The organism is uncultured Porphyromonas sp., from assembly GCF_900541275.1.
Taxonomy (GTDB): Bacteria; Bacteroidota; Bacteroidia; order Bacteroidales; family Porphyromonadaceae; genus Porphyromonas_A.
In genome coordinates, this window is sequence record NZ_UQJH01000001.1 from 211,901 (window position 1) to 225,624 (window position 13,724).

11 protein-coding genes are annotated in these 13,724 nt (G+C 52.4%); 6 read left to right on the top strand and 5 right to left on the bottom strand.

Features of this window, described 5'->3' with window-relative positions; genetic code table 11:
- Positions 1 to 5 precede the first annotated feature (5 nt).
- The 6 genes from QZR17_RS00870 (at position 6) to xseB (ending at position 7,431) form a co-directional block, all read left to right on the top strand.
- Positions 6 to 920, top strand: a complete 915-nt coding sequence (locus QZR17_RS00870) for a dihydroorotate dehydrogenase (protein ID WP_297126488.1) — start codon at positions 6 to 8, stop codon at positions 918 to 920.
- Positions 921 to 1,339: 419 nt separating this feature from the next.
- Positions 1,340 to 4,129, top strand: a complete 2,790-nt coding sequence (leuS, locus tag QZR17_RS00875) for a leucine--tRNA ligase (protein WP_297126491.1) — start codon at positions 1,340 to 1,342, stop codon at positions 4,127 to 4,129.
- A gap of 40 nt (positions 4,130 to 4,169) precedes the next feature.
- Positions 4,170 to 5,132 (top strand): YitT family protein, encoded by a 963-nt coding sequence (locus QZR17_RS00880; RefSeq protein ID WP_297126495.1) that lies wholly within the window; start codon positions 4,170 to 4,172, stop codon positions 5,130 to 5,132.
- 1 nt (position 5,133) lies between these two features.
- Positions 5,134 to 5,730, top strand: a complete 597-nt coding sequence (rdgB, locus tag QZR17_RS00885) for an RdgB/HAM1 family non-canonical purine NTP pyrophosphatase (RefSeq protein ID WP_296164277.1) — start codon at positions 5,134 to 5,136, stop codon at positions 5,728 to 5,730.
- Positions 5,731 to 5,743: 13 nt separating this feature from the next.
- Complete coding sequence (xseA, locus tag QZR17_RS00890) at positions 5,744 to 7,189, top strand: exodeoxyribonuclease VII large subunit (RefSeq protein ID WP_297126498.1); 1,446 nt, start codon at positions 5,744 to 5,746, stop codon at positions 7,187 to 7,189.
- A 5-nt stretch (positions 7,190 to 7,194) separates the two neighbouring features.
- The gene (gene xseB / locus QZR17_RS00895) at positions 7,195 to 7,431 is read left to right on the top strand and encodes an exodeoxyribonuclease VII small subunit (RefSeq protein WP_297126501.1); all 237 of its coding nucleotides are present in this window, start codon (positions 7,195 to 7,197) and stop codon (positions 7,429 to 7,431) included.
- Positions 7,432 to 7,532: 101 nt separating this feature from the next.
- Here xseB and QZR17_RS00900 read toward each other — a convergent pair whose 3' ends face one another.
- The 5 genes from QZR17_RS00900 to QZR17_RS00920 form a co-directional block, all read right to left on the bottom strand.
- Positions 7,533 to 9,071 carry an ATP-dependent DNA helicase RecQ gene (locus tag QZR17_RS00900; RefSeq protein WP_297126504.1) on the bottom strand — a complete coding sequence of 513 codons (1,539 nt, stop codon included), beginning with the start codon at positions 9,069 to 9,071 and terminating at the stop codon, positions 7,533 to 7,535.
- On the bottom strand, positions 9,068 to 9,598 hold the full coding sequence (locus QZR17_RS00905) for a CinA family protein (protein WP_297126507.1): 531 nt from the start codon (positions 9,596 to 9,598) through the stop codon (positions 9,068 to 9,070). Before QZR17_RS00905 ends, QZR17_RS00900 begins: the two co-directional genes overlap by 4 nt.
- A gap of 14 nt (positions 9,599 to 9,612) precedes the next feature.
- On the bottom strand, positions 9,613 to 10,653 hold the full coding sequence (tsaD, locus tag QZR17_RS00910; RefSeq protein WP_296164619.1) for a tRNA (adenosine(37)-N6)-threonylcarbamoyltransferase complex transferase subunit TsaD: 1,041 nt from the start codon (positions 10,651 to 10,653) through the stop codon (positions 9,613 to 9,615).
- A 148-nt stretch (positions 10,654 to 10,801) separates the two neighbouring features.
- A complete protein-coding gene (locus tag QZR17_RS00915; RefSeq protein ID WP_297126510.1) occupies positions 10,802 to 12,952 on the bottom strand; it encodes an ATP-dependent Clp protease ATP-binding subunit in 2,151 nt (716 codons plus the stop codon).
- Between the two features lie 17 nt (positions 12,953 to 12,969).
- The gene (locus QZR17_RS00920; protein WP_297126511.1) at positions 12,970 to 13,689 is read right to left on the bottom strand and encodes a cytidylate kinase-like family protein; all 720 of its coding nucleotides are present in this window, start codon (positions 13,687 to 13,689) and stop codon (positions 12,970 to 12,972) included.
- Positions 13,690 to 13,724: the final 35 nt, after the last annotated feature.

Below are 13,724 nucleotides of genomic sequence, written 5' to 3' on the forward strand. Positions count from 1 at the left end.
AGCAGATGAACGACTTAACGACTAAGATAGGCAGTCTCGTGCTGAAAAATCCTGTCACGACAGCCTCCGGAACCTTTGGTGATGGTGTGCTGATGAATCAGGTGTACGATGTCTCTCAGCTGGGTGGGATCTTTGCAAAAGCGGTGACGCTGGAGCCTCGTCAGGGAAATCCGAAGCCTCGAATGGCGGAGACCCCCTCAGGGATGATCAATGCTGTCGGGCTGCAAAATAAGGGGCTCGACTACTGGATTGATCACATCTATCCTGAGGCCAATCGGCTTGGTACCGAGATCATACCCAACGTAAGTGGCTCCACGATAGCCTCCTACGTACAGGTGGCAGAGGCTCTTAATGATCTCGATCTGGTACATGCGATCGAGCTGAATATCTCTTGTCCAAACGTGAGGGATGGGGGTATGCTCTATGGAGTCTCTTGCGAAGGCACTGCCGAGATCGTAAAGGCAGTGCGGAGGGTCTTCGATAAGACGCTCATCGTCAAGCTAACGCCCAATGTGACCAGCATAACCGACATTGCTCAGGCTGCTGTAGACGAGGGCGCTGATGCACTATCGCTGATCAATACCATTATGGCTATGGCAGTCGATGCGGAGCATAGGAGACCAAAGATCTCCACCATCACCGGTGGTCTCTCTGGTCCTGCAGTCAAGCCTGTGGCACTAAGGATGGTATGGCAGGTGTCTCAGGTCGTCGATGTGCCGCTGATAGGTATTGGTGGGATCTGCGACTGGAGGGATGCGATCGAGTTCATCCTATGTGGTGCCTCGGCAGTTCAGATCGGCACTCAGAATTTTGTCGATCCTCTGGCTCCTCTCGGTGTGATAGCAGGGATCGACGACTATATGACCCGACACCACTTCTCGTCCGTTACGGAAATGGTTGGGGCGCTGGTCACCGACTAAGACGACTTCCGTTTTTACCTGGGCGGACACCTCTTTTTTTAGCTTATGTCCATCCATTTGATACCACAGCTTGTGACGGACGAGAGGGAGCACGGACACACTCGATTCTTTTACCGGTATTAGTGACGACTAATACCGGTAAAAGAATTCGCTAATACCGATATTAGACTGAGGGTTCATTTGACGGAGGTACGCTTGGTTTTGCTATAGACCTAATGTAACCCGTTGCCTATTGATAATCAGTCTGTAGTGATCCGATTAAAATTGCTTCCTCTGCTTGGACCGTGAGGCTTAGGCTTGAGACGGCGAACACTGAGGCGATTGCCACGGAAAAGCGGTCATTCTGTGAAGCAGAGTTGTCAATTTTTTGGTATTTTTGCACGCGATAGAATAGTCTGACAGACCAAGAGAGTAGCTTTATGTCCTACAATTTCACAGAGATAGAGAAAAAGTGGCAAGCCTGGTGGCGAAACCACAATATATACAAGGTCACGGAGGAGCCATCTAAGAGGAAGTTTTACTGCCTGGATATGTTCCCTTACCCCTCTGGAGCCGGTCTCCATGTGGGGCATCCGCTTGGCTACATTGCCTCAGACATACTAAGTAGGTACAAGCGGCTCTGCGGCTTCAATGTCCTGCACCCTATGGGATATGATGCCTATGGTCTGCCGGCAGAGCAGTATGCGATCCAGACCGGACAGCATCCTGCCGTCACTACCAAGATCAATACCGACAGGTACAGGAAGCAGCTGGACAACATTGGCTTCTCCTACGACTGGAGTCGAACGGTTATGACTTGCGATCCGGGGTATTACAAGTGGACGCAGTGGGCATTTATCCAGATGTTTCACTCTTACTACGATACGGAGGAGGATAAGGCACAGCCGATCTCCACGCTTGTGGATCACCTGTCCAAGAGGGGAACCGAAGGACTGAGTGCTGAGGGGTCCGAGGAGCTCTCGTTCAGCGCTGACGAGTGGAATGGATGGGATGAGAAGAGGCAACAGGAGGTGCTAATGAATTACCGGCTCGCTTATAGAGGCGAGACGATGGTCAATTGGTGTCCCGCCCTTGGTACCGTACTCGCTAATGATGAGGTAAGCGAGGGCTTATCCGTACGTGGTGGACACCCTGTGGAGCAGAAGGTTATGAAGCAGTGGTGCCTTCGCGTGTCAGCTTATGCGGAGAGACTTCTGTCAGGGCTGGATCATATAGACTGGACGCCCTCGATCAAGGAGACCCAGCGCAATTGGGTCGGTCGCTCTGAGGGGGCTGAGATTACTTTTCACCTCAAGGATAGTCACGAGTCGATTACGGTCTTCACCACTCGGGCGGATACGCTCTACGGGGTGACCTTTATGGTGCTGGCTCCGGAGAGTTCTCTTGTGGAGGAGGTGACCACGGACGAGCAGAGGGTGGCGGTCGATGCCTATCTCGATCGGACGAAGAGGCGGTCCGAGAGGGAGCGTATGATGGACCACTCGGTCTCCGGAGTCTTCTCCGGCAGCTACGCCATCCACCCGATAACGGGCGAGGAGATCCCGATCTGGATCAGCGACTATGTGCTCATCGGCTATGGTACCGGCGCCGTGATGGCAGTACCGGCTCACGACTCAAGAGACTTTGCCTTTGCAAAGCACTTCTCTCTCCCTATCATCCAAGTGGTCAAGGGGAAAGGCTCTGAGGTGAGCGATCCGGCATCTTGGGAGGAGTCTCTCGATAGCCACGAGGGGACGATGATCCACTCCGGTTTCCTCGATGGGATGAGTGTCGATGAGGCGATCGGTGCGATGAGAGACTACGTAGACAAGCACAAGCTTGGTCGCAAGCGTGTCAATTACCGACTGAGGGATGCGATATTCAGCCGACAGAGATACTGGGGAGAGCCGATCCCCGTCTACTACAAGGACGGCATACCCTACACTCTGGATGAGTCGGAGCTTCCTCTGGAGCTCCCTGAGGTGGATAAGTATCTCCCCACAGAGTCAGGCGAACCACCTCTTGGTCGGGCCAAGGACTGGTGTACTAAGGAGGGCTACCCCCTTGAGCTGTGCACGATGCCCGGATTTGCCGGCAGCTCAGCCTACTACCTGCGCTATATGGATCCGCACAATAGGCAGGCACTTGTCAGCAAGGAGGCTAATGAGTATTGGAGAAGTGTGGATGTCTATGTGGGGGGAACGGAGCATGCGACCGGCCACCTGATCTATAGTCGCTTCTGGAATAAGTTCCTTTACGACCTCGGCTATGTCTGCGAGGATGAACCCTTCCGTAAGCTGATTAACCAAGGTATGATCCAGGGAAAGTCAAGCTTTGCCTATCGTGTCATTGGGACCAATACTTTCGTCTCGCTGGGTAAGAAAGATGCGTATGAGGTCCAGCCGATCCATGTGTCGGTCGGGATCGTCCATAATGACCGACTGGATCTGGATGCCTTCAAGGCCTCTCAGCGAGAGCTTAATGATGCAGACTTTATCCTCGAGGACGATGGCTCCTATATCTGCGGTAGTGCAGTGGAGAAGATGAGCAAGTCGTACCTCAATGTGGTCAACCCGGACGATATCATCGAGCAGTATGGCGCTGATACTCTGAGGGTCTATGAGATGTTCCTCGGCCCGATAGAGCAATCCAAGCCTTGGGATACGAATGGAATCGATGGAGCCTTCCGTTTCCTTCGTCGCATCTATGGATTCTTCTTTGATGACGAAGGGGCGCTGAAGGTGACGGACGATAAACCATCGAAGGACTCTCTGAAGTCCCTGCACACTGCTCTTAAGAAGGTAACCGAGGGCATTGAGTCTTACTCCTTCAACACATGTGTGAGTGCTATGATGGTCTGTGCCAATGACCTTGCGAGCCAAAAGTGCACCTCAATGTCATTGCTTCAAGACCTTGTCGTAATGCTCTCTCCCTTTGCTCCGCACCTCGCTGAGGAGGTGTGGCATGCACTGGGACACTCTGATAGTGTCGTGGATGCCAAGTGGCCGGAGCTAAATGAGGACTTCCTCAAGGAGTCCACGATTACTTATCCGATATCTTTCAATGGTAAGGTGCGCTTCACTATGGATCTCCCTGCTGAGATGAGTAAGGCAGAGATTGAGGAGGAGGTGCTTCGGTCTGAGGACACTCTGCGATACCTTGAGGGTAAAGAGCCTCAGAGGGTCATAGTGGTACCTCATAAGATTGTCAATATTGTCCTTGGAAAGTAAAAGGACGCTTTCACGAATAGTTTTATTTAACTTATTAATCATGGGCATAAGCAAATCAGCTAAGATCTGGCGCGAGGTAGAGGATTATATCCTGATCTTCCTTACTCTGCTCCTGTACACCTTCTTCTGGAGAGGGTTTATCTTTTCGCACGAGATCACCTCGGGTGGACTCTCCGGTATCGCTTCGGTCATTACTTGGGCCTGTGATAAGGCCGGTATGACCTTCGACGTAGGTTGGCCTTACAATATCATCAATGGTATCTTAGTGATCCTGTCGGTGATCATACTGGGATGGAAGTTCTCCATCCGCACTGTATTTAGCGTGATTGTCCTCGGTATCTCGATACCGGCATCGGGACAATTCTTTGATACCCCGATGCTGCCCGACGATCCGGCTATGGCTGTGATCATCGGATCTATTGGTATCGGATTCAGCCTTGCAATGATCTTCGCAAGGGGTGGCTCGACGGGTGGTACCGATATTATCGCGTCGATCATTAATAAGTACAAGCATATGGCCATTGGCCGTGCTCTCTTAGCGATCGATGTGATCACTGTGGGACTCTCATGGTTTATCTTCCAGGATCCGGATAAGCTGGTATACTCCTTTATCCAGATCATCACCTGCAATCTCTCGGTCGACTTCTTCCTCAATGGCTACCGTCAGTGCGTGCAGTTCTTCATCATCTCCTCTAAGTACGATGAAATCAGTCAGCTGATCATCAAGGAGGCAGGACGCGGTGTGACCCTGCTCAAGGGTGTAGGAGCTTTCTCCGGATCTGATATGAAGGTGATGATGGTCATCGCCCGACGCGCTCAGACAGCCACGATCATGAGAATTGTGAAGGACATTGACGAGCGAGCTTTCATCACCGAGGCACCTGTAAGGGGAGTCTATGGCGAGGGCTTTGACGTCAATTATGTCAAGCCTACGAAGAAACAGAAAGAGGGACTTGAGGAAGTGACTTCATCGACGAGGCATGGTGAGGACTCAACAGAGTAATATGAGTGAGAGGCATCGGCTGCTCCTAGCGACTCACAATGAGCACAAAACTCAGGAAATAAGAGATCTCATCCTCCTTGAGGGACTGCCTTATGACGTGGTGTCCCTCCATGAGATGGGTGACGATGAGGAGATAGAGGAGACGGGAACGACGATCCGCGAGAACTCTATGATCAAGGCTCAGACCTGTCATCAGCGTCACCATATGGACTGCTTCGCTGATGACACTGGTCTCGAGGTGTCGGCACTTGATGGTCGCCCAGGAGTCTATACAGCTCGCTATGCTGGCCCGGAGTGCCGTCCGGCCGACAACATCCGAAAGCTCCTTCACGAGCTGGATGGAGTAGCGGACCGGAGCGCAGTCTTCCGGACGGTCATCACTCTGATCTTGGATGATCAGGAGCACTGCTTCGTGGGTGAGGTCCGCGGAGTGATTACGAAATCGCCTCAGGGGGAGGGTGGATTTGGCTACGACCCGGTGTTCCGTCCCGAGGGCTTTGATCGTACCTTTGCGGAGATGAGTGAGGAGGAGAAGAATCGCATCAGCCACAGAGGGAGAGCCACAGAGGCACTGATCCGTTTCTTAAGGTCACTGTAGTCACTATCTGCCTATGAGCGTGGGCGCATCGAGGATCAGTCTCTTTGAGGACGAAGAGGAGGTTAAGGCGTTTAAGCTGAGTGAGTTGCTCGGAAGCGTACGTCGTGCTCTCGATGCGAGCTTCAAGGGATACTATAGGATCGTGGCTGAGGTGGCGAGCATTAATTCTAATGCTTCCTCAGGACACTACTATCTAGAGCTGACAGAGACAGATGAGCGTGGGCGAAAAGTAGCCTCCTCACGAGCCACTATCTGGGCAGGGAATGCTGCTCGGGTGATGCAGCGCTTCTGTGATGTGACTGGGGACTATCCGCGTGCTGGAATGGAGCTCTTGATGACTGTGAGTGTCTCCTTTCATGAGCTGTATGGTTTCTCCCTCAATATCCTGGATATTGATCCTAATCACACTCTGGGCAATCTGGAGCGCATCCGTCGGGAGACGATTGCGAGGCTAAGAAAGGATGGCATTATTGATCTCAATAAGGAGCAGTGTACTCTCCCGACACTCACACAGCGGATAGCCGTCATATCCTCTGCGACCGCTGCAGGGTGGGGTGACTTTAGGGATCAGATGCAGAAGAGCAATCTTGCCGGACTCTTTCACTTTGATCTCTACGCAGCTACGATGCAAGGCGCTACCACCACTCAGACAGTGATACGTGCTTTGGATCGGATATATGATCATGCGGAGTCGTATGATGCTGTGGTGATCTTAAGAGGTGGGGGCAGTCCCATCGATCTGTCCGCATTTGATGACTATAGGCTCTGCGAGTATATAGCCAACTTCTGTCTCCCGGTCATTACCGCCATCGGGCATGAGCGTGACTTCTCTGTGGCTGACCATGTGGCCAATACCTCTGTCAAGACGCCCACAGCGGCCGCAGAGTTTCTGATCCATCGCTTGGAGAATCAGGTAAATAGGGTCGTCAATGCCGGTGATCACTTGAGTACTCTGCTTCTCGATCGCTATCATCGGATGCAACAGCTACAGGTCGATCACCCCTCTCGACTGGGGAAGGTGCTGTCCGCGCTCGAGCGTCGAGAGAGCGATCGTATGCGCCGCTCAGAGAGGCTACTGACCAATGCTCTGCATAGTCACCAGGATGCTCTTCATGATAGCGTTGAGACCCTCACGAAGCGCGCTACTGCGCTACTCTATGATCGTAGGTTGTATGTCGGCTCTCAGTCCGTCGGCCTTGAGAGCAGGCGCCAGCGTCTATCCACGATCCTGACGAGGATTGTCCCGCAGGAGCAGGAGCGACTGGACAACTATGCCAAGCTAGCAGAGCTCTATAATCCAGAGAAGATTATGAGGCGGGGGTTCCTGCCGGTGCTGCAGGGAGGACGTCAGCTCTCCTCGGTCGAAGAGGTGGATAGCGATACTGACATTCAGATCCTGATGATCGACGGCTCCATCGAGGGGCAAGTCTCCCGCATACTTAAGGACAAGACACAATAAGACCTATGACTAAAGAAGAGATCAAGGAAAAAGTAGACGCTCTGACCTACGATGAGGCTATTGCTGAGACGGAGCGTGTGCTCTCACATCTGGAGGAGGGTAACCTGCCGATCGATGAGGTACTTAGCCAAAGTCGCTATGCAGTGGCACTGATCACACATTGCCGGACAAAAATTGCCCAGGTAGGGAAAGAGGTCGATCGTATATTGGACGACTTGGATCCTACTCCCGATAAGGAGTAAGGTCTTAGGCACCCTTGTACAGGGCCATCATCGGTCACTGTGGAAATGACTGCATGACCACCGATTGCCATACTACCTATTGTAGCAGAGGGCAAGTCGTGTCACGCTTTCTTACGATAGGGGGTGAACTTTGTTAGCGTCAGCGTCCTCTCTCCCCGTAGCACTTCCCAGCCGAGCTTGGTCATCGTGAGGCTACAGCCCTTACTGTAGTCGATGGCGATGAGACCATTCTGAGCCATTTGGTATACATACTCTCGCCATGCCAGCCAGGTCTCGTCCTTTCCGATCCCAAAGGTGGTCAGCCTGCTGAGACCTCTATCCCATAGCTCCCTCCGCTGCGATCCTATCAGGATATTTGCTACATCCTCTATGGTGACCGTCTCCTGTGCCCTAACGATAGTACTCATTACCTTCTGAGCATATATCGTACCATCAAAGGTTGCTTCCGGTGGTAAGAGACAGATGTCGCAATTGTTGCAGACCTCTGCTGTCTCCTGCCCGAAATATCCGAGCAAGATCTTACGTCGGCATACGGTAGCCTCACAGAAGCGCTTCATATACTCCATCTTGGCTCTATTGAGATCCTCGTTGGAGGAGTCTTTCATAAGCAGCTCGAGGATCTTAAGGTCACCATAGGAGTAGTACATCACTGCCTCTGCCGGCTGACCATCCCTTCCTACACGCCCGATCTCCTGATAGTACTGCTCTATATTCATGGGCATACTGTAGTGGATCACCCATCTGACATCGGGCTTATCGATCCCCATACCGAAGGCAACTGTAGCACAGACGACCTGCACCTGACCGGAGAGGAACGCTCGGTGTACGATGAGTCGAGACTCGGGAGACATCGATGCGTGGTAAGGGAGTGCATGGATATTCTGACCATTGAGGTAGTCGGACAGCATCTCGGTATCCTTCCGCTTGGTGCAGTAGATGATCCCACTGGATAGGGAGCCACGCTCCTCGATAAAGTCTGCTATCTCCCTCAGCTTTTCCCTCTTTCTTACCCCTCTCCGCACGGTTATGTGAATGTTTGGTCGATCGAAGTCCCCGACAATCTCGAGGGGATCAGCCAGCTGCAGCTTATTCACTATGTCCTTACGGGTCGCAGGATCAGCTGTCGCAGTGAGTGCGATGATAGGGTGATCGGGATATCTCTGCTTAAGAAAACCTAGCTGCGAGTACTCTGGCCTGAAGTCGTGTCCCCACTGACTGATGCAGTGTGCCTCGTCAATGGCAAAGAAAGAGATCTTAGCACTCCGCAGGATGTACTCCCCGGTCTGAGACATCAAGGTCTCGGGGCTGATGTAGAGCAGCTTCAACTTTCCCTTGAGTAAAAGCAGAAGCACCTGACGCCGGGCAGCATCAGGCATAGAGCTATTGATGGTGGCAGAGGGGATGTGACGACGATTGAGTGCATCGATCTGATCTCTCATCAGGGCAATGAGCGGCGAGACCACAATGGCGCATCCATCACGCAGGAGGGCGGGAAGCTGGTAGCAGATGGACTTACCGCCTCCTGTGGGCAAAATGACCAACTGATCACGACCCAGGAGGAGGTTTCGGCAGGCTTCTTCCTGATTGGGTCTGAAGCCATCATACCCAAACGCCCTCTTCAGCGCCTCCTGAAGTGTCATCCTTTCTGGATCTTGACGTACTTCTGTAATTCCTCAAGCAGTAGAGAGAGCGCTTGCTGCGCGATGTAAGCGCGGTTGGTATTACGTCCCTCATCCTCATGCTCGAGCCAGCGAGAGACCGTTCCCATAGGCGAGTGGACAGCAATCCAAGCAGCGCATGCCTTATACCCCTCACTCTCAGCCGGACCGGCGACACCGGTCGTGGATAGCGAAAATGCAGCTCCGGAGAGCTTTGCAACGTGCTCGCACATCGCCATCGCTGTCGCCTCCGAGACCAGCCCATCCCGAATCTCCCGATCCAAGAGTCCGAGTACCTGCTGCTTACTATGTCGTGTATAGGTCGTCACCCCGGTATCAAACCAGTCAGAGGCCCCGCTGATACTTGTAAGGGTGGCAGCGATCAGACCACCGGTACAGCTCTCAGCGACTGAGAGATGAGCCCCGATGGAGAGGAGAAGGTCGGAGACCTCCTCCGATAGGTGTCCTAAGTCTGACAGATACTTGTGTAATGATTTGTCGTACTCCATATGTCCAAGTATGATTAGATCGTTATCCTTGAGTAGGGGGCGTCACTCATCTCGCTACGATGACCGGCGGCATAGAGGCATGCTCCAGCCATAGCAATCATAGCGGCATTATCTGTCGTGTAGCTGAAGGGGGGGATGAAGACAGCCTTCCCGCTCCGCTCACCATAGTCTACGAACGCTCGTCTTAAGCGACTATTGGCAGAGACACCGCCTGCCACGCCTACCTGATCGATATTAAGATCCTTGGCAGCCCGCTCCAGCTTCTCCATAAGGAGCTCGACCACGGTCTCCTGTAGCGAGGCACAGAGATCCTCCTTATTCTTATCAATAAAGTCCGGATCTCTCTCGAGATTGTCCCTCAGTGTATAGAGAAAAGAGGTCTTCAAGCCACTAAAGCTATAGTCGTAGCCACTGATCCTAGGCTTAGCGAAGTGGAAGGCATGTGGGTTCCCCTCCTTCGCCAGTCTGTCTACAACAGGTCCACCGGGATAGCCCAGCCCCATCACCTTGGCACACTTGTCAAAGGCCTCCCCAGCAGCATCATCTATTGTCTTGCCGATGATCTCCATCTCAAGCGGACTATGTACCAGGATGATCTGAGAGTTTCCTCCCGACACCAAGAGACAGAGAAAGGGGAAGTGCGGGACCGGTCGATCCTCCCCGGGTTGCTGTACAAAGTGCGCCATCACATGTCCCTGCAGGTGATTGACATCGACCATCGGGATCCCCAGAGCCTGACTCATCCCCTTGGCGAAGTTGACCCCGACCAGGAGTGACCCAAGTAGTCCCGGACCTCTCGTATATGCAATCACATCCAAGTCATCCCGAGAGATCCCAGCCTGACGGATGGCTTCGCTTACGACGGGGACTACATTCTGCAGGTGAGCCCGACTCGCGAGCTCGGGGACGACACCACCATATTGCTCGTGCACTTTCTGGCTGGCAATAACGTTGGACAACAAGGTCTGTCCCCTCAGCACAGCTGCTGAGGTGTCATCACAGGAGGACTCGATGCCTATGATGACCTTATCGGGATCTATAGAAAACTGTGTCATACAATACTTGATTACTCACCTACAAAGATACTCAATTGTGTAGGACCTTAGCATCGCTGATAGTGATCTCACCTATGATCCTCTGTATCAGAAATAGCAAAGGACACCATAGATTGCTCTATGATGTCCTTCTCCGTACAAGTGGCTATCAGGAGACAAGAGTCGGCTCAGGGACTCTGATCCTCAGCTTCACATCCTTCCCTCTACCTGTCGTGTCGAGAAGGTAGTGCTCGCCGGGCCTGACCTCACCACTGATGATGGCATCGGTAATCATCTCCTCAATATACTGAGCAATAGCGCGCTTGAGGGGTCTAGCACCCAGCTTGGGATCAAAGCCCTTCTCAGCCACGAAGTCACGAGCCGCATCGGAGTACTCCACCAGGATATTGATATCCTGTAGTCGCTTGTCCAGCTTGCTCAGCTCGAGGTCGGTGATGCGGCGGATATCCTTCTTATTAAGCTGATTGAAGGTTACGATCTTGTCGATACGATTGAGGAATTCGGGTGCAAAGTGCTTATTAAGCGCCTTACGGATCACCTGATCCGCTGCCTCACTACTGTCGACAGATAAGTCCTTAAAGCCTATACCAGTCCCAAATTCGCTCAACTGTCTGGTACCGACATTCGAGGTCATGATGATGATGGTATTCTTGAAATTGACCTTATCCCCGGTACTATCTGTGAGTACACCATCGTCAAGGATCTGTAGCAAAAGGTTCTGCACATCGGGGTGAGCCTTCTCGATCTCGTCGAAGAGGATGACCGAGTATGGGCGACGCTTCACTTTCACCGTCAGTTCACCGCCCTGGTCGTAGCCGACGTATCCGGGTGGGGCACCGATCAGGCGTGATACGGAGTACTTCTCCATAAACTCGCTCATATCCACGCGGATCATAGCCTCCTCAGTGCCAAAGAGCTCTTTGGCGAGCATCTTAGAGAGGTAAGTCTTACCCACACCGGACGACCCAAGGAAAAGGAATGAGCCGATCGGCTTGCCAGGGTCCCGTAGCCCCACCTTATTACGCTGGATGGCCGTCGCGATGTCCCGGACGACGTGGTCTTGTCCGATCACCTTAGACTTAAGCTTACTCTCCAGCTTGCCCAGAGTACCGAGGTCATTGGCGGAGAAGGACTGCACCGGCACACCACTGCCGAGGGAGACCACATACTCCACCTCTTGAGTATCGACGAGGGTAGGGTCCCCAATGAGGTCTCCACGCTCTAAGCTTCGCTTAACCGCCTTGAGATCCTCGTGGTACTGCTTCTCTTTATCTCGCGCTTGTGAGGCAAGGTCGTAGCGTCCCTGATTGACATACTGAAGCTTAAGCTTACGTATCTCATCGATCTTATCTTGATAGGGTGTCAGGTCTACCGGCTTCTGATTCTTGATGAAGGAGTAAGCCCCCGCCTCATCCATGGCATCGATTGCTTTGTCCGGGAACTGACGATCCGTCACGTAGCGCTCCGTCAGGTGAACTGCCGACTCAAGTGCCTTATCGGTATAAGTCACGTGGTGATGCTTCTCATAGATCGGCTGGAGCTTCTTAAGGATCAGTAGCGTCTCCTCCTCATCGGGAGCATTCACTATGACTTTCTGGAATCGCCGATCCATTGCCCCATCTTTCTCTATGCTCTTGCGGTACTCCTCGAGCGTTGTGGCACCGATGCAGCGGACCTCGCCACGAGCAAGCGCAGGCTTGAGCATACTGGCAGCGTCAATACCTCCCTGCGAGTTTCCACTACCCATGAGGGCATGTATTTCGTCTATGTAGAGGATGATGTCAGGATTGGCCTTAAGCTCGTGGATGATCTTCTTCATCCGCTCCTCAAATTGCCCCCGATACATCGATCCCGCAACCACGGAGGCCATATCTAATGATATGATCCGCTTATTGAGGAGGTAGGGCGGGACCTCACCCGCTACGATCCTCTGTGCTAGTGCCTCTACGATAGCTGTCTTGCCTACGCCCGGTTCTCCGAGGAGTAGGGGATTATTCTTCTTCTTTCTGGCGAGGATCTGGGTGATGCGCTGTAGCTCTTTCTCACGACCATAGACAGGATCCAGCTTCCCCTTCTTCACTTGGTCACTGAGCCAAGTGCCGAAGGAGTCCAGTGTCGGGGTCTCTGTCTTCTCCTTCTTACCCTTATCTCCGGTCGACTCAGGCCCGTCGGGTGAGTCGTCTCCATCGGGAGAGGAGGGCTGGTCAAAGAGCGTGTCAAAGTCACTCTGATCGGTTATCAGAGTCTCAGTCAGCTCGCCATGTATCTCCTTGTGATCACTTATATGCTTATCTAACATCTATACAACTTACTTAGTTATGGATTGGGACCCTCCTTTGCGTCCTCCATAGAAGTACCCTCAAGAGGGAATCCCTTGGAGCGAAGTATGTCCATCACTAAAGTAGTTGCATAATCTATGCCAAAGAAGGAGGGCTGGATGGCTAAGTCGTAGCTCTCACAGCGTCCCCAGCGCTTGCCGGTGTAGTAATTGTAGTACTGCCGTCTGTTCTTATCCAGCTTTAGGAGTCGGTCAATGGCCTCTTCCTCGCTTACTCCCTCATAATCCCGCTGGAGATTCTTGACCCGTATCTCCATCGGCTCAGATATGTAGATAGTCAGGAGGTTGGGGTGATTTCGTAGAGTAAAGTCGGCTGTGTGCCCTAGGAATATGGCAGAGCTCACTCTTGCCAGCCTGAGTATCGTCTCAGCCTGCATCGAGTGGATATTCTTATTGGATAGAAAGTTGTCAGAGTAGGTGATCATAGACCCCGATGAGGCGTACTCAGAACCATAGAATATTGGGACTGAGAAGTCTGTATTGTCCTCATTCTGCACAAAGAGATCCTTCCGTATATTGTGATCCTTAGCGGCTAAGTCAAATATATTGTCCTCGTAGACCGGCACACCAAGCTTTTCCCCTAGTCGATGAGCAAAGGTGACGCCACCACTGCACTGGGACCTCGAGATGCAGATAGCAAATTTATCGCGCGGTAGAGCAAGCTCCTCATCTTGGTGGATTTTGTCAGACTCCTTCATGGCATAATAGTTTCTATTAGTTATATACTCTTAGG

Coding starts and splice junctions, on each gene's coding strand:
- rdgB (WP_296164277.1), top strand. CDS start 5,134: ATGAGTGAGAGGCATCGGCTGCTCCTAGCGACTCACAATGAGCACAAA.
- QZR17_RS00920 (WP_297126511.1), bottom strand. CDS start 13,689: ATGAAGGAGTCTGACAAAATCCACCAAGATGAGGAGCTTGCTCTACCG.
- tsaD (WP_296164619.1), bottom strand. CDS start 10,653: ATGACACAGTTTTCTATAGATCCCGATAAGGTCATCATAGGCATCGAG.
- QZR17_RS00915 (WP_297126510.1), bottom strand. CDS start 12,952: ATGTTAGATAAGCATATAAGTGATCACAAGGAGATACATGGCGAGCTG.
- QZR17_RS00870 (WP_297126488.1), top strand. CDS start 6: ATGAACGACTTAACGACTAAGATAGGCAGTCTCGTGCTGAAAAATCCT.
- QZR17_RS00880 (WP_297126495.1), top strand. CDS start 4,170: ATGGGCATAAGCAAATCAGCTAAGATCTGGCGCGAGGTAGAGGATTAT.
- QZR17_RS00905 (WP_297126507.1), bottom strand. CDS start 9,598: ATGGAGTACGACAAATCATTACACAAGTATCTGTCAGACTTAGGACAC.
- leuS (WP_297126491.1), top strand. CDS start 1,340: ATGTCCTACAATTTCACAGAGATAGAGAAAAAGTGGCAAGCCTGGTGG.
- xseA (WP_297126498.1), top strand. CDS start 5,744: ATGAGCGTGGGCGCATCGAGGATCAGTCTCTTTGAGGACGAAGAGGAG.
- QZR17_RS00900 (WP_297126504.1), bottom strand. CDS start 9,071: ATGACACTTCAGGAGGCGCTGAAGAGGGCGTTTGGGTATGATGGCTTC.
- xseB (WP_297126501.1), top strand. CDS start 7,195: ATGACTAAAGAAGAGATCAAGGAAAAAGTAGACGCTCTGACCTACGAT.